This is a genomic window from Terrisporobacter mayombei (genome assembly GCF_020748465.1).
GTDB classification, from domain to species: Bacteria; Bacillota; Clostridia; order Peptostreptococcales; family Peptostreptococcaceae; genus Terrisporobacter; species Terrisporobacter mayombei.
Map to the genome: position 1 here is coordinate 1,004,701 of NZ_JAHZMP010000001.1, position 20,990 is coordinate 1,025,690.

Annotated in this window: 23 protein-coding genes; 3 read left to right on the forward strand and 20 right to left on the reverse strand. The window is 28.0% G+C overall.

Going from position 1 to position 20,990, the window contains the following annotated elements:
* Positions 1–42: 42 nt before the first annotated feature.
* Together K0039_RS04830 and K0039_RS04835 are read right to left on the reverse strand one after the other, a co-directional pair.
* The gene (locus K0039_RS04830; protein ID WP_228103901.1) at positions 43–1,146 is read right to left on the reverse strand and encodes a sensor histidine kinase; all 1,104 of its coding nucleotides are present in this window, start codon (positions 1,144–1,146) and stop codon (positions 43–45) included.
* Positions 1,136–1,804: a response regulator transcription factor gene (locus K0039_RS04835; protein ID WP_228103902.1), complete on the reverse strand. Its 669-nt coding sequence runs from the start codon at positions 1,802–1,804 to the stop codon at positions 1,136–1,138. The genes K0039_RS04830 and K0039_RS04835 overlap by 11 nt, the downstream gene beginning before the upstream one ends.
* A 157-nt stretch (positions 1,805–1,961) precedes the next feature.
* Between K0039_RS04835 and K0039_RS04840 the strand changes: the two genes are divergently transcribed.
* Entirely contained in the window at positions 1,962–2,912 is a 951-nt protein-coding gene (locus K0039_RS04840; RefSeq protein ID WP_228103903.1) for an urease accessory protein UreH domain-containing protein, read from the forward strand.
* Positions 2,913–2,962: 50 nt separating this feature from the next.
* Here the strand turns inward: K0039_RS04840 and K0039_RS04845 are convergent, their stop codons facing one another.
* From K0039_RS04845 to K0039_RS04880, 8 genes are all read right to left on the reverse strand, one after another.
* On the reverse strand, positions 2,963–3,604 hold the full coding sequence (locus K0039_RS04845; protein WP_228103904.1) for a hypothetical protein: 642 nt from the start codon (positions 3,602–3,604) through the stop codon (positions 2,963–2,965).
* 236 nt (positions 3,605–3,840) lie between these two features.
* Positions 3,841–4,773, reverse strand: coding sequence for a 1-phosphofructokinase (gene pfkB / locus K0039_RS04850; protein ID WP_228103905.1), 933 nt, complete (start codon positions 4,771–4,773; stop codon positions 3,841–3,843).
* A 12-nt stretch (positions 4,774–4,785) separates the two neighbouring features.
* Complete coding sequence (locus tag K0039_RS04855) at positions 4,786–5,838, reverse strand: galactitol-1-phosphate 5-dehydrogenase (RefSeq protein WP_331476687.1); 1,053 nt, start codon at positions 5,836–5,838, stop codon at positions 4,786–4,788.
* A gap of 18 nt (positions 5,839–5,856) precedes the next feature.
* A complete protein-coding gene (gene fba, locus K0039_RS04860) occupies positions 5,857–6,705 on the reverse strand; it encodes a class II fructose-1,6-bisphosphate aldolase (protein WP_228103906.1) in 849 nt (282 codons plus the stop codon).
* A gap of 113 nt (positions 6,706–6,818) precedes the next feature.
* Positions 6,819–8,180, reverse strand: a complete 1,362-nt coding sequence (locus K0039_RS04865) for a PTS galactitol transporter subunit IIC (protein ID WP_228103907.1) — start codon at positions 8,178–8,180, stop codon at positions 6,819–6,821.
* Positions 8,181–8,215: 35 nt separating this feature from the next.
* Entirely contained in the window at positions 8,216–8,497 is a 282-nt protein-coding gene (gatB, locus tag K0039_RS04870; protein WP_228103908.1) for a PTS galactitol transporter subunit IIB, read from the reverse strand.
* Positions 8,498–8,499: 2 nt separating this feature from the next.
* On the reverse strand, positions 8,500–8,964 hold the full coding sequence (locus tag K0039_RS04875; RefSeq protein ID WP_228103909.1) for a PTS sugar transporter subunit IIA: 465 nt from the start codon (positions 8,962–8,964) through the stop codon (positions 8,500–8,502).
* Between the two features lie 13 nt (positions 8,965–8,977).
* Positions 8,978–11,059: a BglG family transcription antiterminator gene (locus K0039_RS04880; protein WP_228103910.1), complete on the reverse strand. Its 2,082-nt coding sequence runs from the start codon at positions 11,057–11,059 to the stop codon at positions 8,978–8,980.
* A gap of 181 nt (positions 11,060–11,240) precedes the next feature.
* On the opposite strand from K0039_RS04880, the gene K0039_RS04885 reads away from it, so the two are divergent.
* Positions 11,241–11,813, forward strand: coding sequence for an HAD family hydrolase (locus tag K0039_RS04885; protein ID WP_228103911.1), 573 nt, complete (start codon positions 11,241–11,243; stop codon positions 11,811–11,813).
* 82 nt (positions 11,814–11,895) lie between these two features.
* Here the strand turns inward: K0039_RS04885 and K0039_RS04890 are convergent, their stop codons facing one another.
* From K0039_RS04890 to K0039_RS04905, 4 genes are all read right to left on the reverse strand, one after another.
* Complete coding sequence (locus K0039_RS04890; protein ID WP_228103912.1) at positions 11,896–12,492, reverse strand: cytidylate kinase-like family protein; 597 nt, start codon at positions 12,490–12,492, stop codon at positions 11,896–11,898.
* A 48-nt stretch (positions 12,493–12,540) separates the two neighbouring features.
* Complete coding sequence (locus K0039_RS04895; protein WP_228103913.1) at positions 12,541–13,185, reverse strand: HAD family hydrolase; 645 nt, start codon at positions 13,183–13,185, stop codon at positions 12,541–12,543.
* An 89-nt stretch (positions 13,186–13,274) separates the two neighbouring features.
* Positions 13,275–13,913 carry a tetratricopeptide repeat protein gene (locus K0039_RS04900; protein WP_228103914.1) on the reverse strand — a complete coding sequence of 213 codons (639 nt, stop codon included), beginning with the start codon at positions 13,911–13,913 and terminating at the stop codon, positions 13,275–13,277.
* 86 nt (positions 13,914–13,999) lie between these two features.
* Positions 14,000–14,668 (reverse strand): CPBP family intramembrane glutamic endopeptidase, encoded by a 669-nt coding sequence (locus tag K0039_RS04905; RefSeq protein WP_228103915.1) that lies wholly within the window; start codon positions 14,666–14,668, stop codon positions 14,000–14,002.
* A gap of 153 nt (positions 14,669–14,821) precedes the next feature.
* Between K0039_RS04905 and srtB the strand changes: the two genes are divergently transcribed.
* A complete protein-coding gene (gene srtB, locus K0039_RS04910; RefSeq protein WP_228103916.1) occupies positions 14,822–15,517 on the forward strand; it encodes a class B sortase in 696 nt (231 codons plus the stop codon).
* 54 nt (positions 15,518–15,571) lie between these two features.
* On the opposite strand, the gene K0039_RS04915 is transcribed toward srtB, so the two are convergent.
* The 6 genes from K0039_RS04915 to K0039_RS04940 form a co-directional block, all read right to left on the reverse strand.
* Complete coding sequence (locus K0039_RS04915) at positions 15,572–16,249, reverse strand: ferredoxin-like domain-containing protein (RefSeq protein WP_228103917.1); 678 nt, start codon at positions 16,247–16,249, stop codon at positions 15,572–15,574.
* 73 nt (positions 16,250–16,322) lie between these two features.
* Positions 16,323–17,189 (reverse strand): aldose 1-epimerase family protein, encoded by an 867-nt coding sequence (locus K0039_RS04920; protein ID WP_228103918.1) that lies wholly within the window; start codon positions 17,187–17,189, stop codon positions 16,323–16,325.
* A gap of 79 nt (positions 17,190–17,268) precedes the next feature.
* Complete coding sequence (gene ptsP, locus K0039_RS04925; RefSeq protein WP_228103919.1) at positions 17,269–18,978, reverse strand: phosphoenolpyruvate--protein phosphotransferase; 1,710 nt, start codon at positions 18,976–18,978, stop codon at positions 17,269–17,271.
* Positions 18,979–19,045: 67 nt separating this feature from the next.
* Entirely contained in the window at positions 19,046–19,306 is a 261-nt protein-coding gene (locus K0039_RS04930) for an HPr family phosphocarrier protein (RefSeq protein ID WP_018591429.1), read from the reverse strand.
* Positions 19,307–19,357: 51 nt separating this feature from the next.
* Positions 19,358–20,539, reverse strand: coding sequence for a patatin-like phospholipase family protein (locus tag K0039_RS04935; RefSeq protein ID WP_228103920.1), 1,182 nt, complete (start codon positions 20,537–20,539; stop codon positions 19,358–19,360).
* 64 nt (positions 20,540–20,603) lie between these two features.
* A complete protein-coding gene (locus K0039_RS04940) occupies positions 20,604–20,948 on the reverse strand; it encodes a hypothetical protein (RefSeq protein ID WP_228103921.1) in 345 nt (114 codons plus the stop codon).
* Between the last annotated feature and the right edge of the window lie 42 nt (positions 20,949–20,990).

Below are 20,990 nucleotides of genomic sequence, written 5' to 3' on the forward strand. Positions count from 1 at the left end.
TACTATAATAGCTTTATGAATATTTTATGAATATAAAAATTTTTAAGCAGGAAGAGTAATTATAAATTCACTTCCTTCATTTATTTTGCTTTTAACTTCTATTTTTCCTTTATGCAAATCAATTATAGATTTGCATATGGTAAGTCCTATTCCTGTTCCTCCTGTATTTCTACACCTAGATTTATCTACTCTATAAAATCTTTCAAATATATAATCTAAACTTTCCTCTGGTATTCCTATGCCATTATCTTTTACAGTTATTTTAATAAAATCATCTTCTTTATATAATTTAATAATAATTTTCCCTTCTATTTTACAATTACAATTTGTATATCTTATAGCATTGGACATTAAATTAACTATAACTTGAGTTATTTTTTCTTTGTCAACTCTTGCTGTAAGTTCTTCCAAATCATACTCTATTTCTATATTTTTCTCAAATGCAAAACTTTGATTATTATATATAATGTTTTTAATTAATTGTTTTAAATCAACTTCACTTACCTCCAGTTTATTTTTTTCACTATCATATTTAGTAAGATTTTTCAATTGATTTACTAAGTGGTTAAGCCTAATTACTTCTTCGTTTACACTGTTTAATCTTTCTGGTGATGGTTCCCATATTCCATCAATCATTGCCTCTAAATGTGTTTGTATACTTGTTAAAGGAGTTCTAAGTTCATGAGAAATATCTGATGTTAATTTTTTTCTCATATTCTCCATTTTATATAATTCTTTTGATAGCTCATTAATAGAATTTATTAAATCATCTATTTCTACAATAGAACTTTCATATTCTAATGTTTGGTCATATCCTCCTCTTTTTATAAAGTCTGTCATTTTTGACACAACAATTATAGGCTTTGAAATTTTTTGAGATAAAAAAATAGAAATTGATATTGAAATTATAATCATAAGTAAAGATATTCCTATGATTAAGTTAGTAATATCTTGTAAGAATAATTCTCTATTTTTAGTTAAAGATTGTTTAGACAATTCCACCATATTTGAAAAATAATATATAATTTTCTTTTCAACTGATAAGTTAATACTTACAGCCATTATTAGGATGATTCCTATCATTACCATAGCTAAATAAAATATTAACTTCTTATTAAGGTTTAGTTTTTTCTTGTTAAATTCCAAATTTATACCCCACTCCATAAACTGTTTGTATTATTTTTGGTTTTTTAGTATCTTCTTCTATTTTTTGTCTTAAGTTTTTAATGTGAGCATCTATAATTCTATCAAATTTTTCATAATAATCATCTGTAACTAGCTCTAATAATTCTTCTCTTGTAAAAATTCTTTTTTGATTATTTACGAATAGCAATAGTAACTTATATTCTGTATTAGTTAAATTTACATCCTTATCTCTTATTCTAACTTCATGTGATAATGTATTAATTTCTATTTCATCATTAACTTTTATAATTTCTTCTTTTCTTATTTTTCTAAGTGCTGCCTTAACTCTTAAAACTAATTCTTTCACATTAAATGGTTTACAAACATAATCATCGCATCCCAAGTTAAATCCATCTATTTTATCTTCATCTTCAGTTTTTGCCGTTAACATTATTATATGTACTAAAGATATCTCTCTTATTTTCTCACAGATTTCCTCCCCACTTATATCCGGTAACATTCTATCTAAAATTACTAAATCAAAATCATTATTACTAAATAAACTTAATGCCTCATTACCATCATGTGCTACCAAAGTATTATAACCTTCTTTATCTAGATAAGCTTTTACAACTTCTGTTATTTTTTTTTCATCATCAACTAATAATATATTAAACATAATTCCTCCTAAAATTTCCTTATAATTTTACAATATCATAGAATTATATATTTTTTATGAATTTTTTAACTTAAGCATTACTATTCTTCATTATTTTTTCATAATTTTAAAATATAATATACATGATATAAACTTATTTTAAAATTGAGGTAAAATTATGAGTAAAATTACTAAATTCTTTCATGTCTATGGAATGAAATGTCACTCTTGTGAATTGGCAGTTGAGGAAGAAATTAATAAACTACAAGGTATCGTAAATATAGAAGCTGATCATAATAACTCTATGATCATAGTTACTTATGAAAATGAATTATGCAATGATGGTAAAATCAAATTAGCGATTAAAAATTCTGGCTTTTCATCAAACAACAATATGCTAATAAAAGTTTTAGGTTTAAGTATTGTGATAATATCTATGTTTTTCCTGGGAAATAATCCTTTAACAGGATCAAGTGCGTCTTTCATAAGTATTGAAACTTCTTTTATTATGTTATTTGTACTTGGTTTTTTTACATCATTTCATTGTGTTGGAATGTGTGGAGGTATTTTACTTACACAAACCATAAATAAAGGTGAAAATATTAATGATAAAAAATCATCTTTTAAAATTGCATTACTTTATAATAGTGGACGTATAATCTCTTATACTATTATTGGTGGAATTGTTGGGGCTCTTGGTTCCATTTTCTCAACCACTCTACAAATTCAAAGCTTTATAAAAATAATTGCTGGTGCTTTTATGATAATTTCTGGACTTCATATGGTTGGAATTAAGGTATTAAATAATATTAAGGTTCCCATATTTTTCAAAAAGAGTACTTGCGTGAATAATCATAAAAATCCATTTATAGTCGGCTATTTAAGTGGATTTTTACCATGTGGTCCCCTACAAACATTGCAACTATATGCCTTATCTAGTGGTAGCTTTATAATGGGTGCTTCCTCCATGTTCGTTTTTTCATTAGGAACACTCCCTATTATGCTATCATTTGCTTATGTTTCATCTAGAATGTGTAAATCATTCAACGAAAAAATATACAAATATGTAGGAATTTTAATTGTTATACTTGGTATTCTTATGATGAACCCCAGACTACATTTTAAATAAGCAAATAAACCGATAAAATATAATGAAATATTATCGGTTTATTTGCTTATTTAAATTATTTTTTCAACAATTAAAATTAAATCTGAAATTATTATTTGATTCAAAACTGTTAAATCAAATCCAAATTTCTTTAAAGAAATATTAATTTTATAAGGGAAATTTTCTTCTACAACCTGTAATTTAGTACCTTGAATTGTGTTACTTATTTCTTCACTTTCTTCATCATCAATACTTGGCACAATAATTGTATTGTCTATTGAAAATATTTCTTCATTATTTCCATTTATCTTAAAATCTACTCTAAATATATTTCCTTCTTTTGCATTTTCATTAAATTTAAAATTATATTTCAAAGAAACATATATAGAATAAATTCCCAATTCATTTATTGTTAAAGTATCATTAGGTCTTTGAATAACACTTGATTCAATTTTATATGATGATGTATTTATTTCAAGAGGTGCAGCTGTAAGATATAAATTTTGATTATCAGTTATTATCTGAAATAATTTTGGATCATTAACCTGAGCTATACATATATCCTTTGGTTGTAAATAACAACAATTTTTATTGTTATAAGATAGTTTTTCACATTTGCATATACATATTTTTTCACAGCCACAAGGACAAGTTTTTCCACATTTTTTACACTCCTCACAACTACTATTTTTTGAGTTATCTTTCATATCCATTTTATTATCTCCTCCCATATTTTAGTTACTATCTTATTTAACACACCTCTTCAATATTTTATTCTTTATATGTACCTTTAGTGACATTGTTAGATATATTTTTATTTATAAAAAATTTGCTATCCTCATATATACAATGCACAACCTGGCTACCACTTCAGGCAACTGAGTTCTCAAACTCCTAGAATATAAAAAAGATATAGATAAGTTTTGTAATTAAACTTATCTATATCTTTTTAATGAATTTTTTCAATTATTATATTTTCCAATATATTATCTGCATCTTCTGAATTGAAGTTCCCCGTTGAAAAAGTCATTGCATTAGCAGCAGAAATTGATACAGCATATTTTAAACTATCTACGTTTGAATATCCCCTTTCCATTGCAACTGCAAATGCAGCAACCATAGAATCTCCACACCCTACAGTGTTAACAACATTTATTTTAGGAGGTTTTCCATGATAAACACCGTCTTTACAAACTAATAATGCTCCATCCTTTCCAAGGGAAACAACAATTATCTCTATTCCCCCCTCATAAAGTTTTACTGCACTATTGATTACTTCTTCTCTATTATTTATACTAACGCCTAATAAGTTTTCTATTTCTTCACTATTAGGCTTTATCATGGTTGGTAAAGCTTTTATGCCATCTTTTAGCAAATAACCCGATGCATCTAAAATAACTTTTTTATTTTTATTTTTTATCATTTTTATTAAAGTAGCATAAATATCAGTAGGAACACCTTGAGGCACACTTCCAGAAATCGTAATAATATTACTATTATCTATTATTTTATCAAAGTCACATATAAATTTATTTATTTCATCTTCACTAATAAAAGATCCTTTTTCTAAAAGCTCTGTAGATATGTTATTCTCATCTAATATATTTATGCAATTTCTAGTTTCACTTTTCACATGGGTAAATTGATTTTTTATATTATCTTTTTTCAGTAATTCTTCAGCCAATGCTCCACAATGTCCACCTAAAAATCCAGTAGCTAAAACTTCTTCTTTACAAAGAGAAATTACCCTAGATACATTTAAACCCTTTCCTCCAGCAGTATTATTACATTCTAATATTCTAATAACCTTTCCTGACTCCACACACCCTTTTATTTGATATGTCTTATCAACAGATACATTTAAAGTTACAGTTGTAATCATTTAACTCTCTCCTTATACTTCTTCACTATCTATTAATACTTTTCCTTTGACTTGGTTATTTTTATACATTTGAAAGGCACTTGATATTTCTTTTAAAAGAATTTTTTTATAAATTAATGATTGATTAAATTTTAATTCTCCAGTTTTAAAATAATGAGCAGTTAATTCCCACTCTTTTCCTGGAAATGGAGCACTATAAGACATCCAAGATCCTGTTAAATTAAATTCTTTTCTATTCATTTGCTCCCATTCTTTCACTGAAAAATTAATTTCTTTAGTAGGCGTTCCTATAAAGCATACATTAGCTTTATTAGCTGCTAATTGAAAAGCCATTTTCATTGTTATTGTATTTCCTGCTGTTTCATAAACATAGTCGAACCCTCTATTATTTGTCAATTGTAGCGCATTTTTCATAAAATTTTCTTCTAAAGTATTTATTCCATCATCTGCACCTAAAAATTTAGCAAGTTCTAATCTTTCATTATTTATATCAAATACTACAACTTTCTTAGCTCCAAATATTTTAGCCCATTGCATTGTGAATAATCCAATTGTTCCTCCACCTAAAATTGCAACAGTTTTTCCACCTTCATAAGGTACTCTTTGTAACCCATGTAGTGCAACTGTAGCTGGCTCAAAAAATGCACCTTGCTCAAATGTAACTTCATCCTCAAATTTTACTGCATTTCTTTCTGGAACAACTACATATTCTGCAAAACTTCCAAATTCTCTCGAACCTATAAAACTATAATGCTTACAAAGAGCATGATTTCCACTTTGGCAATCTTCACACTTCATACAAGGAACTAAAGGAACACCTGCTACTCTATCTCCAACTTTTAAAGAAGTAACTCCTTTACCAATTTCTTCTATTACACCAGAAAATTCGTGACCCAACACATTAGGATAAAAATGACATGCATCTGCATTTACCCTTGGTACATCAGATCCACAAATTCCTGTATATTTTACTTTTATTAAAACTTGTCCCTCTTTTGGAATAGGTTTATTTATATCTTCAAATCTTATATCTTCTCTACCATGAACCACTCCTGCTTTCATCATAGCTATTTCCCTTCTTTCTTATGCTTTATCTATTGAACCACACATACTAATTCTATTTTTTACTAAGTCTTTAACATTTTCCATAGCAGCTTTTCCATATTTTTTTGGATCTATTGTTTCTGGATTTTCTTCTAATGTCATTTTTACGCCTTCTGTGTAAGCAATTCTTAATTCTGTTGCAAAGTTCACTTTGCAGATTCCTCTATTTATACTTTCTTTTATAGCTTCTTCTGATAATCCAGAAGCTCCATGTAAAACTAAAGGAACATCTACAAGTTCTCTTATCTCGCTTAATCTATCTAAATCTAATTTTGGAATCCCATCATAAACTCCATGAGCTGTTCCTATAGCTACTGCAAGAGAATCCACATTTGTTCTTTCCACAAATTCTCTTGCTTCTTTAGGATCTGTGTATCCTCCACATCCACCATCTAAATCATCTTCTTTTCCACCTACTTTTCCCAGTTCAGCTTCCACAGGAATAGAGGAAGGCTTACATGAATCAACAACTCTCTTTGTAATTTCTATATTTTCTTCAAAAACACTATGAGATCCATCAATCATTATTGATGTATATCCGCCTCTAAGTGCCTGCATAGCTAAATCAAAACTACTTCCATGATCTAAATGCATTGCTACTGGAACACTAGATTTTTTTGCTGCAGAACTTACATTAGATAAATAATAATCAAGACCTGCATATTTAACAGTTGATGGTGTAGTTTGCATAATTACAGGTGAATTTAATTCTTCTGCAGCTTCTATTACAGCCATAACCATTTCCATATTTTCCACATTGAAGGCACCTATAGCATATCTTCCTTTTTGTGCCTTTTTTAATATTTCTTTTGTCGTAACTAATGGCATTATACTTCCTCCTATTTATTAAATTTAAGCTTAAAAGGTATAAAAAAATATATGTTATACTAAGCAATAACTAAAATATTAGTTATCACTTAGTGATTATATATTTCTTGAGCTTAAGCTATATTTTCTTCTTTTAATGCTTTTGCACGCTCTTTAGATGTTCTAACAGCAAATACTAAGCATAGTGCATATATACCACCTACTATTAACATTCCTGGTATATTGTCTCTAGTAAATATTTCTGTGAACACATAAGTTATTGGTGCTCCACCTTGGTCTAGTGCAGCTAATTGAGATGCACCATTCATAGAGTTTGTAGTTTCTGCTAACTTTGTTACCCAAGGTATAGTTTGGTTTGCTATCCATATTGTGAAATACATTATGAATGAGCCTGAAATTATAGTTCTAAATATATTTCCTTTATGTACTGCTACTGCAATTGCTATAAAAAATCCTATTGTTGCTAAATCACCAAACGGTAAGATAACGTTTCCAGGAACAATAACAGCTATTAATATAGTAAGAGGTATAAAAATCAGTCCTGCTGTTACAACTTGCGGATCCCCTAGTAATATAGCTGGATCTAATCCTATATAGAATTCAGAGTTATCATATTTCTTAGATAATATTTCTTTTGATCTTTCTGATATTGGCATTAATCCTTCCATTATACATTTTACAACTTTAGGCATTAATACCATCACTGCTGACATTTTTACACCTAATTGTAATGATGCTGAAAAATCATAACCAGCTAAAAATCCTACTAAAGCGCCTAGTATACCACCTATTACTATTGGCTCACCAAGAACTCCAACCTTTTCTTGTAAAGAATCTGCTGTTATATCTATATCTCTTATTCCTGGTATTTTTTCTATTATCCAATCTATAACACAAGCTACGGGTGCTAAGTATGCAGATGTACCATGTGGCACTGTAAGTCCATCTAATTCAAAATAATCTGTCATTAAAGGTGCCCAAATATCACCCAATTTGTACGCTATAGCTGCATGAACTATTACTCCCAATATACCTATCCAGAAGTTACCTGTTGCTACATATGCTATTGCTCCTGTAAATGTCATGTGCCATATATTCCATATATCTATATTTACAGTTTTTGTCCATTTTAAAGCTAACATTATTATGTTCACTGCTATTGCTATTGGTATTGCTACTGTTGCTATATTAGATGCCCAAGTCATAGGTGATGCTCCAGGCCATCCTATATCAACTACGCTCATTGAAAGACCAAAGTTTTTAGACATTGCTTGTGCAGCAGGTCCAAGTTGAGCATTCATCATGTCTACTATAAGTCCAAGACCAACAAATCCAACACCGATCATTAAACCTGATCTAACTGCCTTACCAACTTTAACTCCAACACATATACTTAAAACTGCAATTACAAGTGGAAGCATAACTGATGCCCCAAGACCTATGATATAATTGATTATATCACCAAATATTCCCATGGTAATTCCTCCTTAGTTTTATATAAATATAATTTTTAGCATTGTAGTACTTCTAAAATTGCTTTCTCAGTTTTTTCTACACCTACACCTGATATAAAAGGCATTCCTGTTATTAGGGGTATACCATAATCTCTTTTTACTTTAGATGTTGTAACTATTAAACTTGCACCACTTAAGTTTGACTCTATTTCAGATATTCTAACTTGTGCTATTTCTATATCTATTCCATTTTTCTTCCCTAATTCCACTATTTTATTTGCTGCTATTGTTGATGTTGCAACAGCTCCACCACATGCTACTATCACTTTCTTTTTCATAACTATTCATTCTCCTTATTTTTTATTATTTCTATTACATCTTCTTTGTCTTTTGCATTTGATAATTGGAATAAAACATTTTTATCTTGTAAAATTCCTAATATATTCTGTAATGTTGATAAATGTTTTTGAGGATCATCCACAGCTAACATTACTACAACTTTCGTATATACTTCTTCATTATCAGTTCCCATTTGTATGAATTTAACAGGTTCTTTTAATGTAGCTATACCAATTCCTGCCTCATTAACATGTGATACATCTGTGTGAGGTATTGCTATTCCAAATCCATCAACATCTATTCCTGTTGGAAATTCTAATTCACGGTTTATAAGAGCATTTATATAACTGTCCTTGCATAAACCTTCTTTTATAAATGTGCTCCCCATCTCTTCCATTATTTCTGAGCTATCTTTAACTTCTAAATCTGGAAATATTAAATTTTCTTTTAGTTGTTCCCAAACCAACTTTTTCACCTCCCTAGATGCTATATTCATATCTTCTTATAATTTCTGATAATTCATATTCAGTTTTAGCATTTTCCATTGCTTCTTTAAATTTATCTTGACCTAACATGTTTACTAAATTGAAAAAGGCTTTTAAATGTGTATTATGGTCTATTGCGCTTAAGCAACAAACAAACTTTACTTCTTCTCCTTCTTCGCCATCACCAAACATTATAGGATTTTTTAACCTAATTAAGTTCATTCCAACTTTTTTAGTTCCAGAATCTATACCTTCATGAGGCATAGCAAATCCTTCTGATATTACTACATAAGGACCATTTTCTTCTATATTTGCAATCATGCTATCTATGTATCGTTCTTCTATGTAACCATCATCTAGCAATTTTTTTGCTGAAATTTTAATTGCATCTCTCCAATTATCACATTCCACGTCTAATTTAATGTTGGAGCTTGGTAAAAGGTGATGAAGATATGGTTTTGTATAATCCAATTCTTCATGGCTTCCATCATCAAAATAATCTAAGATTGCATCTGTGACTTTTTCAGTTAGTTCTACTGGTATTTTATCTTCAAATTCCATAAAAACTGATTTTAATTTATTCAAAAGCCCCTTTGCGGTTACTTCTTTTTTCTCAATTCTTGGTGGAATATTTCTAGCATTTCTAATTTCATCAATTTTACTTCCTAATCTTATGTAATCTTCATCTGTAAAAAGCGGAGATACTATTACATAATCACTTTTTATATTTTCTAATGGCACCGTTGATATGACCAAATCAGCATTTCTGTTATTTATGTTTTTTTCATCATGAGATGATACAATATCGACTATTTGGAAGTTATAGTGTGTCTTTAGCTTGGCTAAAAGCAATTGTGAAGTTCCTATACCTCCGTTACATACTAAAATAACGTGGAAAGCTATCTCTTGATTTTTCTTTCTTTCTATAGCTGCACAAATATGAATCGTTATATAAGCAAGCTCTATATCGTCTATTTCTTTTTGTGCATATTTCTCAATAATATCTATATGTTTTCTAGCTGCCATAATGACATTAGGATTTTTTATTACCACCGCATCTATAAATTCATTAGGTTGTAAATTACTATTTCTTGATCTAAATATGGATTCTAAATGATTAGATAAATTTTGATAAAAATCATAATCATCATTTAAGTTCATTTTTAACTCATGTGATACACCTTCTATAAATTGTCTTGTTAAAAGCTGAATTTTTACCATACTTTCATTTTCATTATCCCTTTTTAAATATCGAAGTCCATTTAATACTCTACTTAAAAACATTTCTTCATCTACTGTTGTCATAATATTGCAATATTGAGAAATATATTTGAATATATCTTGGGCCATGGAAAGCTTGGTTTTGCAAGTAATATTTTGCTTTTCTATTAATTCACCCTTTTTAAGCCTTAATATGGCTATAGTCAAATAAGACTTTAATTTTAAGTAAGATGAGTCAGTAAGATATTTTTCATGTGCATGTTCCTGCTCATTAATAATCCTATGTATTTTATCCATATCACTTTTTAACAATAGGTTTTCACTATTTATAGATGAGATTAAGTTTTTATTATCTTGATCTGATAAAATAATGCTTAATAAAAAGCTTCTTTTATCACTTTCCAATCCATCAAGTCTTAAACCTTTATTGGCATGAGATATGACAGTTAGGTTACCAATCTTTAAATATTCTTTAACCCTTCCTAAGTCATTTATTATGGTTGCTCTACTTACATAAAGGGTATCTGCAATTTTTGAAAGTGTAATATATTCTGAAGACTCTATAAGTATAATAGCTATCATTATTTTTCTTTCTTCCTTTGATAACTTATATGTATAAAAATCTCTATCAGAAATTAATTCATATGCATCTTTAATGTCATCTTTTTTTTCAATCTTACCATTACTACATAAAGATAAAAGTGAAATATTATTTTCTTTAAGAAAATCATTAATATCATTTAAATCATTTCTTATTGTCCTTTTAGATACACTAAAGTTTTCTGCCAAAGATGATATTGTTATGTCATTTCTATCTATAATTTCCAAGAGTATTTCTTTTGTTCTCTTCTTCATTTTTCTCCCCCCAATTGCTATGATTAAATTCTATCAGCATTATTAAATATAAAACAGTCAAATGTCTTTCACTGTTTATTGCAAAAAAATATAACAGTATAAATCCCTTCAAAAAAACTTGAAAAGGTTTATACTATACGTTCTATTGTAAAGTAATGTATAATTTTTATTAAGATTAAAATTGCCAAAATACTGTTTAAAAGAACATCATGATATAAAAGTAAACTTAGAAGATTTAGAATTTGCTATTGGTATGCCTGGAGATGAAGTTTTTTCAAATTTTGGTATCAGTGATAATGAATTTAGTTATAGCAAGTGGGTTAGGTATATCGATGATTATAAAGATGAAATTAAATTGTTTGATGAAATTGAGGATACTTTAGAATACTTAAGAAAAAATAACGTTATTCTTGCCATAGCCACTTCTAAAACTAGATTTGAATATGATACAACAGTTAAGCACTTCAATATTAACCATTATTTTGATTATGTAGTTTGTATAGATGAAGTTGAACATCCAAAACCAAGTGCAGATCCACTTTTAAAAATTATTCAACAGTCAAAAATCTCAGCTGAAGAAGCATTATTTGTAGGCGACACTTATTTTGATATAGAGTGTGCTAGAAATGCACAAATGGATTTTGGTTTAGCATTATGGGGAGCTCATGAAAAATGCAAATCTATGTGTAATATTCATTTTTCAACTCCGAAAGAATTGCGCAAAACTAATGCATTAGATTCTAATAATGTTTAAATTATAAACTTAGCATATAAAAAGCTGGGCATATAATAAATATGACCAGCTTTTTTTAATTGGTTCTTTCTATATTAGTTCATTATTTATATCTTTTTTCTACAAAGTCTATTATCATCCTCACAGCCTCATCTATGCCCATAAAACTAGTATCTAAACATAAATGGTAGTTCTTTGCATCTCCCCAGTAAGAGTCTGTATAATATTTATAATAAGATGCTCTTTCTTTGTCTATTTTTTTAACAACAGAAGCACTTATTTCTTCCTTTACATTATGTTCAATTATAGCTCTTTTTCTTCTAAATTCAAAGTCCCCATGAATAAATATATTAAATACATTATCAAATTCTTTTAATGCATAATTTGATGCTCTTCCTACAAATATACAAGATTTTTCACTGGCAAGTTTTTGTATTAAATTAAATTGTTTTAAAAATAGTTGGTGATTAATAGGTAAATTATTTGATCCATAGTCATATCCAAAGTAACTCAAAACTTTTAATGGTTTTTCATCATATTTCTCAAAATATTCCTTACAGTATCCACTTTCTTTGGCAACCATAGTTAGTAATTCTTTATCATAGCATGGTATATCAAAATACGCAGCTAATCTTCTTCCTATTTCTCCACCACCACTACCATACTCTCTACTAATAGTAATTACAAATTTATCTTTCATAAGTATCCCCCATTTTTAAATAAATGTTAGAGCAATAAATAACATCTTCTATATAACCTTTAGTATAGATGATAAATTATTTACTATCTTAATATTATTATATTCTTTAAAATCATTTTGTGATGTAGTTCCAGTAGTAACTCCAACAAAATCTATTTGTCCATTTTCTGCTGCTTTAGCATCTATATAACTATCTCCAACATATAATACATCTTCTTTTGTGCAATTAAAGTAATCTAGTGCTTTCATTAAACCTTCTGGATTTGGTTTATGAGTTGTCACATTTTCATAACCTATTATATAATCAACGTATTTTCTACAATCTAAGTGCTCTAGTATTTTATCTATTCTAGCTCCCATTCTACTAGAAACTATACCAACTTTTATTCCATTTTCCTTAAGAGTTCTTAGCGTATCAACAGTATCTTCAAATAAAACAGTATTTTGAATTGTAATCTCATCTGATTTAACTCTATAAATTGATACAAGTTCTTGAACCTTTTCTTCATCCTTTATTCCTGTTAGTTCTGGAAAGGCATTATCCAATGTCATACCTATAGTTTTAATAGCTTTTTCTCTATCAAAACCATCTATATTCATTGTCTCAAAAGTATGCCTAAAACATTCTACTATAGGCTTAGTTGTATCTGCTAGAGTATAATCAAAGTCAAATAAGCATAATTTATATTTCATATTTGTCCCCCTAAATTTGTCATTTATTATTAATAATATCATAAATACAAATTTATTTCTTCACATAATTAAAGAGGGCTTACACCCCCTTAATCATTTTCATGCTCCTTCCAATAGTTATCCCTCTTGGCACAATAATATTTATACATTTTTTCATTACCCAATTCTTCATAGCAACATGCAATGTCAAAAAAGAAAAATGGATTATCTCCATATAATTTTGTGATTTTCTTTAAAGTCTTAATCGCATCTTCATACTTTTTAGCTTCTATCTGACTTTGTGATTTAAGATATTGTATATATTGATCCTCTTTAATTTCCGCTTCCATTTCTTCAGCAATTTCAAAATATTTAATTGCTTCCTCATGTTCATTTATTTCTGCTAATATATCAGCTTTCAATAAGTAACTATCTGGAAATATTGGTATAAAATCAATAAGCTCATTGGATATTAATAAAGCCTTTCTGTAATTTTTTTTCTTTTTATATTCTTCACACATGGTATATAAAACATCATACTTATCTTCTAAATAATCAAAATCCTTTATGGATGAAATCATTTCAAAAGCTTCGTCTACTCTATCTATTCTTTTTTGTGCAAGGAACAAAATTGAATCATCTATACTTAATTCATCATAATATTTTTTCATCAAATTGAAATAAGATTCCTTGACTTCCTCTTCCGAAAAATCTCCTTTTATATTAAGTTCTCTAAAAATATTTTTCATCTTGCCCTCCCTTGCATATCAACTAATTTTCTTATTTTAATTATAGTACTTAATTACTAATTACAATCCATAAATTACAAATATTTTTATCTGCCAAATATATTTATAAAGCTATGAACTAATATACAAGAGTATGAGTTTTTTATCCTATACCTAAAAAAACCTATGAAAAATCCATAACTTAGCATTAGTGAGCATTTAATGAAGATAATTAATGCCATATGATTAAATCCACTTGTCATAATAATTGTATCAATATATCCAATATGATAGACAGAAAATAGAACTGTAGTCAAAAAGTAGATTTTTATTTCATCCATATTTTCCTTTTTTAAAATATTCCATATGTATGACCTAAATATAAGTTCTTCATATATAGGTGTCATTATAGCTGTATAAAGCAAAGGTAAGATGGTCTCTATTGATATTTTTGTCAAAAAAGAAGGAGATGTAAAAATTAAAAGTAATACAGCTCCAGTTACAATAACGTAATAAATTTTTGATTCTTTGTTTTTCATATAAGAGAAAATATCCAAAGAAACTTTTTCTTTTTTTGATTTATATATTACAAATAGCGTAAGTAAAAACATTATAATCATAGATATTAATACATCATTAAATTTGTTATAAGATAAAAATAAAAATGCACTTTGTTTTAGTACTATTCTACTTATCTGTAATCCAATTAGTAAAGCTACAATTTTTATCATTGTGTAAGAATTTTCATTATTATTTAATTCACTAATATTATTCATTTTATACTCCTTTGTATTAATATAAATAATCACTCACTTTAAGTTTATTATTGTTTTAAATAATAATTACATATATTCTCCTGTTTTAATTAAATTGTGTTTATTTTTAGTAAAATAATGTATAAAATGATATATTAAGGAGGGATAGATTTAATGAAAAAATTATTTCTTAATATATTAACATTCATATGTATAGTAGTAATTTGTATATCTGGTTATAAGATTTATACTACTTTAAAAGATTATAAAAAAGCTGATGATGTTTATTCTCAACTTAGAGATACAAAAGAAGATTCAAAAAATATGAGTGAAGCTACAAGGAATTTATCATCCATAAATTCAGATTATAAGTTTTGGATTAATGTTGAAGGCACAAATATTGATTATCCTGTAGTCCAAGGAAGTGACAATGATTTTTATCTAAATCATGATTATAATAAAAATTACTTACCAGCAGGCTCTATATTTCTAGACTATAGAAATAATCTTGAAACGGATTCTAACTCTGTTATTTATGGACATCATATGAGAAATTCAACCATGTTTGGACAGATGGAAAAATTTAAAGATGAGAATTTTTTTAAAAATAATAAAATCATAACTATTAAAACAAATAATACTACATACACGTATGAAATATTTGCCATGGGTGTTTATGATGCTGATTTTGGATATAATAATGTAAATTTCACCCATGAAAAAGATTTTAATGACTTTCTAAATAAAATCTTAGGTAAATCTATGTATAGCAGGGATATTGTAACTTCCAAAGATAAAATATTAACTTTATCAACTTGTAGTTATGAATATGATAATGCTAGAATAGCTATTTTTGCTGTAAAAAAATAAATATGCAATTAAAAGAGTTGTAGAAACTTCTATAACTCTTTTAATATAAGGATATTATAATTTAAGCTCTAAGTTAGCTATATTAAGAACTTCTTCTCTAAAAGTATCTATACTAATTCTATCTATAAAATCTCCTAATTTTTCACCTAGTTTGGCTGTATTTTTATAATGATAAAGTATGGTTTTAACTAAATTAAAAGCCTCCTCTTCTGATAATCCTTTAGTAACTATATCTGAACTTCTTGGATGATACCCTGCACTCCCACCAGCAGTAATATAAAAAGTGCTATCTAAATCAGCTATTACTCCTATATCTTTAGAGTATACACTTGTACATGCATTTTTACATCCTGCCACACCTATTTTAGTTCTGCATGGAAGTTCCATACCATGAAATTTCCTACTAATTTTCATTCCTATTCCAATAGTAGGGTATTTTGAACGCTTACAATAGTTTGATGGACACATTTCCACATTTTTAAGTGAATTTTGTACTTTTACAGCTGGTTCCATTCCTAATTCGTCCCATATTGCAGGTAAGTCCTCTTGTTTCAAGTTTGTAATTAAAATTCTTTGACCAGAAGTTATTTTCAAAACACCTTTGTATTTTTTAGCTACTTCTCCTATTTTTATTAAATTATCCGGAAGAATAAATCCACCTGGAATATGTGGTGTTATGGCATAAGTTCGTTTTCCATTTTTTATCTTTTGTAAATTTCCATATACACTCATTTACATATATCTCCTTTGTCTAAGTTAATTAATATTTTTAGTATACAACAATACAATTTATTTTATCTACTTTTTACTTAACTTCAATATAATAACTTACTTCAAAACTATCTCCAGCATTCAATTTGTTAATATATTTTTTATTTTTATATATCTTGTTAGAATCAACACTATCTGCCAATCCATACCAGGGCTCTATAGAAATAAATGGTGCAGTACTATTGCTATCTTTATAATATGGCGTCCATATTCCTACTAATGGAAAATCTTTGAAGTTTATATTAATATAGCATTCTTCTTTTGTAGATTTTATTGAAATCTCATCTATATTAGTATAAATGATGGCATCATTTTCAAATATACTAGGATTTAGTTTCAATATAGATAGGGAGTTTACTTCCTCTATTTCGTTATAATAAGGACCTTCTAAATTAATTCTTTGGACATTTTTTCTGCACTTAAATTCAATATAGTACTCCGATAAGTTTTCTGGTGATGAAATATTAAATGCTGGATGAGCTCCTATGGAAAAATATATATCTTGTGAATCAATATTTTGTACATTCCAAGTAATCTTAACTTTTTCCTCTACTATTGTGTATGAGATGAATAGATTAAAATTATATGGATATATTTCTCTTGTCTTTTCATTAGATGTTAACTTATAGATTATGGTATTTTCATCTTTATTTATTAAATCAAAATACATGTCTCTAGCAAATCCATGTTGGTCTATATTATATATTTCACCTTCTATTAAAGTTTTATTTTCCTTTAACTTTCCTACAATGGGAAATAGTACAGGAGACTGTCTTCCCCAATATTTTTTATATCCATTCCATAGAATTTCTTTCTTATATTTTTTTGAATATATTCTTGTTAATTCTGCTCCACTACTTTTAGTCTCTATTATTAAATTATTATTTTCTAAAATATGCATATACCCTCCAAATTTATAATTTCTTAGTATATAAAAAGCTATCTTATACAAGATAGCTTTTTTCTATTATTTAAGTTAATTATTTACTAAAAGTTTTTTCTACATAAGCTTTTATTTCTTCTGCTGTTCCAAGAGATAATACTTCCTCTGAGAATTTTTTCATGTCTTCAAAGCCTAATGAATTTATTAATTTTCTAGCAGGTAATATTGATATTGGACTCATTGAAAATTCATCTAATCCAAATCCAAGTAATATTGGTATCATTAATTGATCTCCTGCAGACTCTCCACACATTCCAGCCCATTTACCTTCTTTGTGCGCATTATCTATAACCATTTTTATAAGTCTAAGTACAGCCGGATTAAATTGGTTGTATAAGTAACTTATTTTTTGGTTCATTCTATCAACTGCACAAGTATATTGTATTAAGTCATTAGTTCCTATTGAGAAGAAATCAACATGCTTAGCAAGTACATCTGATATTACTGCCGCAGATGGAACTTCTATCATCATACCAACTTCTACGCCCTCAGAATAAGCTATTCCTTCAGCTTTCAACTGAGCTTTAACTTCTTCACAAACTTCTTTAGCTTGTAATAATTCTTCTAATGAAGATATCATTGGGAACATTATTCTTAATTTTCCATGTACACTTGCTCTATATAAAGCTCTAAGTTGAGTTACAAATATTTCTTTTCTATCTAGGCAAAGTCTTATAGCTCTGTATCCTAAGAATGGATTCATTTCTTCGTCCATTGGTAGGTAATCTAATTTTTTATCTCCACCTATATCTAATGTTCTTATAACTATTGGTTTTCCAGACATTCCTTCAAGTACTGCCTTGTAAGCATTGTATTGTTCTTCTTCACTTGGGAAATCATTTCTGTCCATGTATAAGAATTCTGTTCTATAAAGTCCTACACCTTCAGCATCATTTTTTATAAGACCTTCTACATCTCCTGGAGTACCTATGTTACCTGCAAGCTCCACATGTCTTCCATCAGTAGTTATTGAAGCCTTACCTTTTAATAATTCTAATGCTTTTTTATACTCTTCAAAATCAGTTTTTAATTTTGTATATTTAGCTATAGTTTCTTCATCTGGACTTATTATTACTTCACCAGTATCTCCATTAAATGCTACGAAATCACCGTCTTTTATTTCTTTTGTTGCATCACTAAGGCCTACTATAGCAGCTATTTCTAAAGTCCTAGACATTATAGCAGTATGAGAAGTTCTTCCTCCTATATCTGTTAAGAATCCTAAAACTTTTTTCTTATCCATTGTTGCTGTATCAGATGGTGTTAAGTCATGAGCAACTAATACTACTTCCTCAGCTAAGTCAGCTAAGTCTACAACTTTTACACCTAGTATGTGTCTAAGAACTCTATTTGTTACGTCTTTTATATCAGCAGCTCTTTCTCTCATATATTCATTGTCCATAGATTCAAACATACCTACGAACATTTCTTTTATTTCATTTAATGCAAAGTCTGCATTAACTTTTTCATCATTTATTTTACTAACAGCAGATTCAACTAATTCTGGATCTTCTAACACTAATAAATGTGCTTCAAATATTTCAGCTTCGTGCTCACCAAGTTCTGCTAAAGCCTTTTCCTTTACTTTTGTTAGCTCTTCTTTTGAAACTTCAACAGCAGTTCTTAATTTTGCTACTTCTGCTTCACAATCAGTTATTGCTTTTCTTTCTATTACTAACTGCGTATCTTCAACTACTAACGCTTTCCCCAAAACAATACCTGGAGATGCTCCTATACCCTTTAACATGTTGCTTTCCTCCTAAAGATATTATTACATTAAAACCTGGGTAATTTATACCCAGGTTTATATTGGATTATTCACCAAATCCAGATTCTACTAATTCAACTAATGCATTAACTGCTGCTTCTTCATCTGCACCAGCTGCACATATAGTTACTTCTTCACCTTTTCCAAGGCCTAAACTCATTATTCCCATTATTGATTTAGCGTTTACTACTTTACCTTTGCATTTTACTTCAACTGTTGAAGTGAATTCTGATGCTTTTTTTACAAACATACCAGCTGGTCTTGCATGTAAACCTGTTTCATTTTTGATTACTACTACCTTTTCCATTTTACAACCTCCAGGCAAATTAAAAAATTTAATTAAATAATTAGCTTATTTTTATTTATTAAAATCATAAATAATCAAATTAGTGATTATTTTCGCTAATTTACTAGTTGAGTGAGTGACAAGTAACTTGTCGTCATTCATTTGTTTATTACAAATTTGGATGACTTTATTAAAATCATAAAGTTCAACTCTATTTATATTATTTTCCTCAAGCTTTCTCTCATATATACTGTAAAAAATATCTTTGTAAGAAGAGTTTTTGTCAATATCTAAAACTTCTATAATTTTAGGTATAACATTTTCCATTAGTGTTCTACGATTTATATCCTTTTTTATATTTAATAAATAGCATAAATCATTTATAGTATCCTTACTCAAATTACAGATTTTATTAAAACAATAATCCTCATTATATTTACAGTCAAGATTGAAGAAATAATTAACTCCATCATATCTTTTATAAGCTTTCATAGTATCGAGATATCCAAGCCTTATATTTGATTCAATATGATCCTTATCTTTATTAAGAGAACCTCCCAAACATTGAGACGGTACTATAACTTTTAAATTCAAATCTTGATATCGATTTATTATCATTTTCCCAAGAAAATCATCCACTAATCTAATTACTACTATATCATCATATCCTTTTTGTGCCAACATATTAATTGGTATATTGTCTGAAAACATTCCATCTAGATAAAGTTTATCATCTAGCTTGTCCAACTGAAATATTGGTAGTGATGAACTAGCTATTAAGTAATCTATCAATCTTCCTTCTGGTATATCCTCTGTATATAGAAGTTTCGGAAATATCTTTCCATCCCAATATGCTGTGGTTATACCAAAATCAATTTTAGATTTTCTAATTTTCTCTTCATCAATTTTTTCTTCTAGTAATTTTCTAAGTGGGCTTATATCTATTCCTTGATTTTTTCTAGCTTTATTCATAAGCTCAACCACATCATGAAAGCTCCTTACCTTCATTTCAAGATTTTTGTATCTTTCATATGTATCTTCATCTATATTCATAAAGCTTTTATAATCATAATTTACCCAAATATCTTCCATAGCATCGAAATCTCCCTGAACAATAAGCGCTCCATTTAATGCTCCTATGGAAGTTCCTGCTATGCCAGTAAATTGCATTCCTAAATCTGTTAAGGCTCTATATGCACCTATTTGATAAGCGCCTTTTGTTCCCCCACCTTCTAATACAAGACCTTTTTTCATTTTATCACCTAACTTTTCATGGAGAATATATATAATATAATACATTCTCCATATTTTTTACATGTTATTTTATAGCCCCTTTAGTATTTACAACTTTTACTGACTTTAAAAATAATTTCTTTTCAATCGGTTTTAGTGATAAGTTGTTCATTATATAATTTTCTTCATCAACGAGATAAATTTTTTTATATCCTGTTTTTAAGAAAGCCATACATACTGTTCTGATATCATCTTCATCTTCGCATTCGAAAAAAGATGGAGAAACTACTAGTTTATACGATGATGATTTTTTATTTTCCATAGTTTGCTTATAAGTATTTAAAAAATTATTTGCTTCTCTTTTACTTATAAAACCACTTACATCAATATAAACTTTCTTTTCTTCTTCATTTATATTCATATTTATCACTCATCTCACCCCCAAATAATTCATTATTTTATTATATGAATC

What these genes read in the sequence shown, in the direction of transcription:
- K0039_RS04845 (WP_228103904.1), bottom strand. Translation starts at nt 3,604, where the DNA reads ATGGATATGAAAGATAACTCAAAAAATAGTAGTTGTGAGGAGTGTAAA.
- K0039_RS04890 (WP_228103912.1), bottom strand. Translation starts at nt 12,492, where the DNA reads ATGAAAGATAAATTTGTAATTACTATTAGTAGAGAGTATGGTAGTGGT.
- ptsP (WP_228103919.1), bottom strand. Translation starts at nt 18,978, where the DNA reads ATGTTAAAGGGTATAGGAGCATCTCCAGGTATTGTTTTGGGGAAAGCG.
- K0039_RS04920 (WP_228103918.1), bottom strand. Translation starts at nt 17,189, where the DNA reads ATGCATATTTTAGAAAATAATAATTTAATAATAGAGACTAAAAGTAGT.
- K0039_RS04895 (WP_228103913.1), bottom strand. Translation starts at nt 13,185, where the DNA reads ATGAAATATAAATTATGCTTATTTGACTTTGATTATACTCTAGCAGAT.
- K0039_RS04865 (WP_228103907.1), bottom strand. Translation starts at nt 8,180, where the DNA reads ATGGGAATATTTGGTGATATAATCAATTATATCATAGGTCTTGGGGCA.
- K0039_RS04930 (WP_018591429.1), bottom strand. Translation starts at nt 19,306, where the DNA reads ATGGAAAAGGTAGTAGTAATCAAAAATGAAACAGGTTTACATGCAAGA.
- K0039_RS04900 (WP_228103914.1), bottom strand. Translation starts at nt 13,913, where the DNA reads ATGAAAAATATTTTTAGAGAACTTAATATAAAAGGAGATTTTTCGGAA.
- K0039_RS04840 (WP_228103903.1), top strand. Translation starts at nt 1,962, where the DNA reads ATGAGTAAAATTACTAAATTCTTTCATGTCTATGGAATGAAATGTCAC.
- K0039_RS04835 (WP_228103902.1), bottom strand. Translation starts at nt 1,804, where the DNA reads ATGTTTAATATATTATTAGTTGATGATGAAAAAAAAATAACAGAAGTT.
- fba (WP_228103906.1), bottom strand. Translation starts at nt 6,705, where the DNA reads ATGCCATTAGTTACGACAAAAGAAATATTAAAAAAGGCACAAAAAGGA.
- K0039_RS04905 (WP_228103915.1), bottom strand. Translation starts at nt 14,668, where the DNA reads ATGAATAATATTAGTGAATTAAATAATAATGAAAATTCTTACACAATG.
- K0039_RS04935 (WP_228103920.1), bottom strand. Translation starts at nt 20,539, where the DNA reads ATGAAAAAAGGTCTTGTATTAGAAGGTGGGGGAACAAAAGGCGCTTAT.
- gatB (WP_228103908.1), bottom strand. Translation starts at nt 8,497, where the DNA reads ATGAAAAAGAAAGTGATAGTAGCATGTGGTGGAGCTGTTGCAACATCA.
- K0039_RS04855 (WP_331476687.1), bottom strand. Translation starts at nt 5,838, where the DNA reads ATGATGAAAGCAGGAGTGGTTCATGGTAGAGAAGATATAAGATTTGAA.
- K0039_RS04915 (WP_228103917.1), bottom strand. Translation starts at nt 16,249, where the DNA reads ATGAGTGTATATGGAAATTTACAAAAGATAAAAAATGGAAAACGAACT.
- K0039_RS04880 (WP_228103910.1), bottom strand. Translation starts at nt 11,059, where the DNA reads ATGAAGAAGAGAACAAAAGAAATACTCTTGGAAATTATAGATAGAAAT.
- srtB (WP_228103916.1), top strand. Translation starts at nt 14,822, where the DNA reads ATGAAAAAATTATTTCTTAATATATTAACATTCATATGTATAGTAGTA.
- pfkB (WP_228103905.1), bottom strand. Translation starts at nt 4,773, where the DNA reads ATGATTACAACTGTAACTTTAAATGTATCTGTTGATAAGACATATCAA.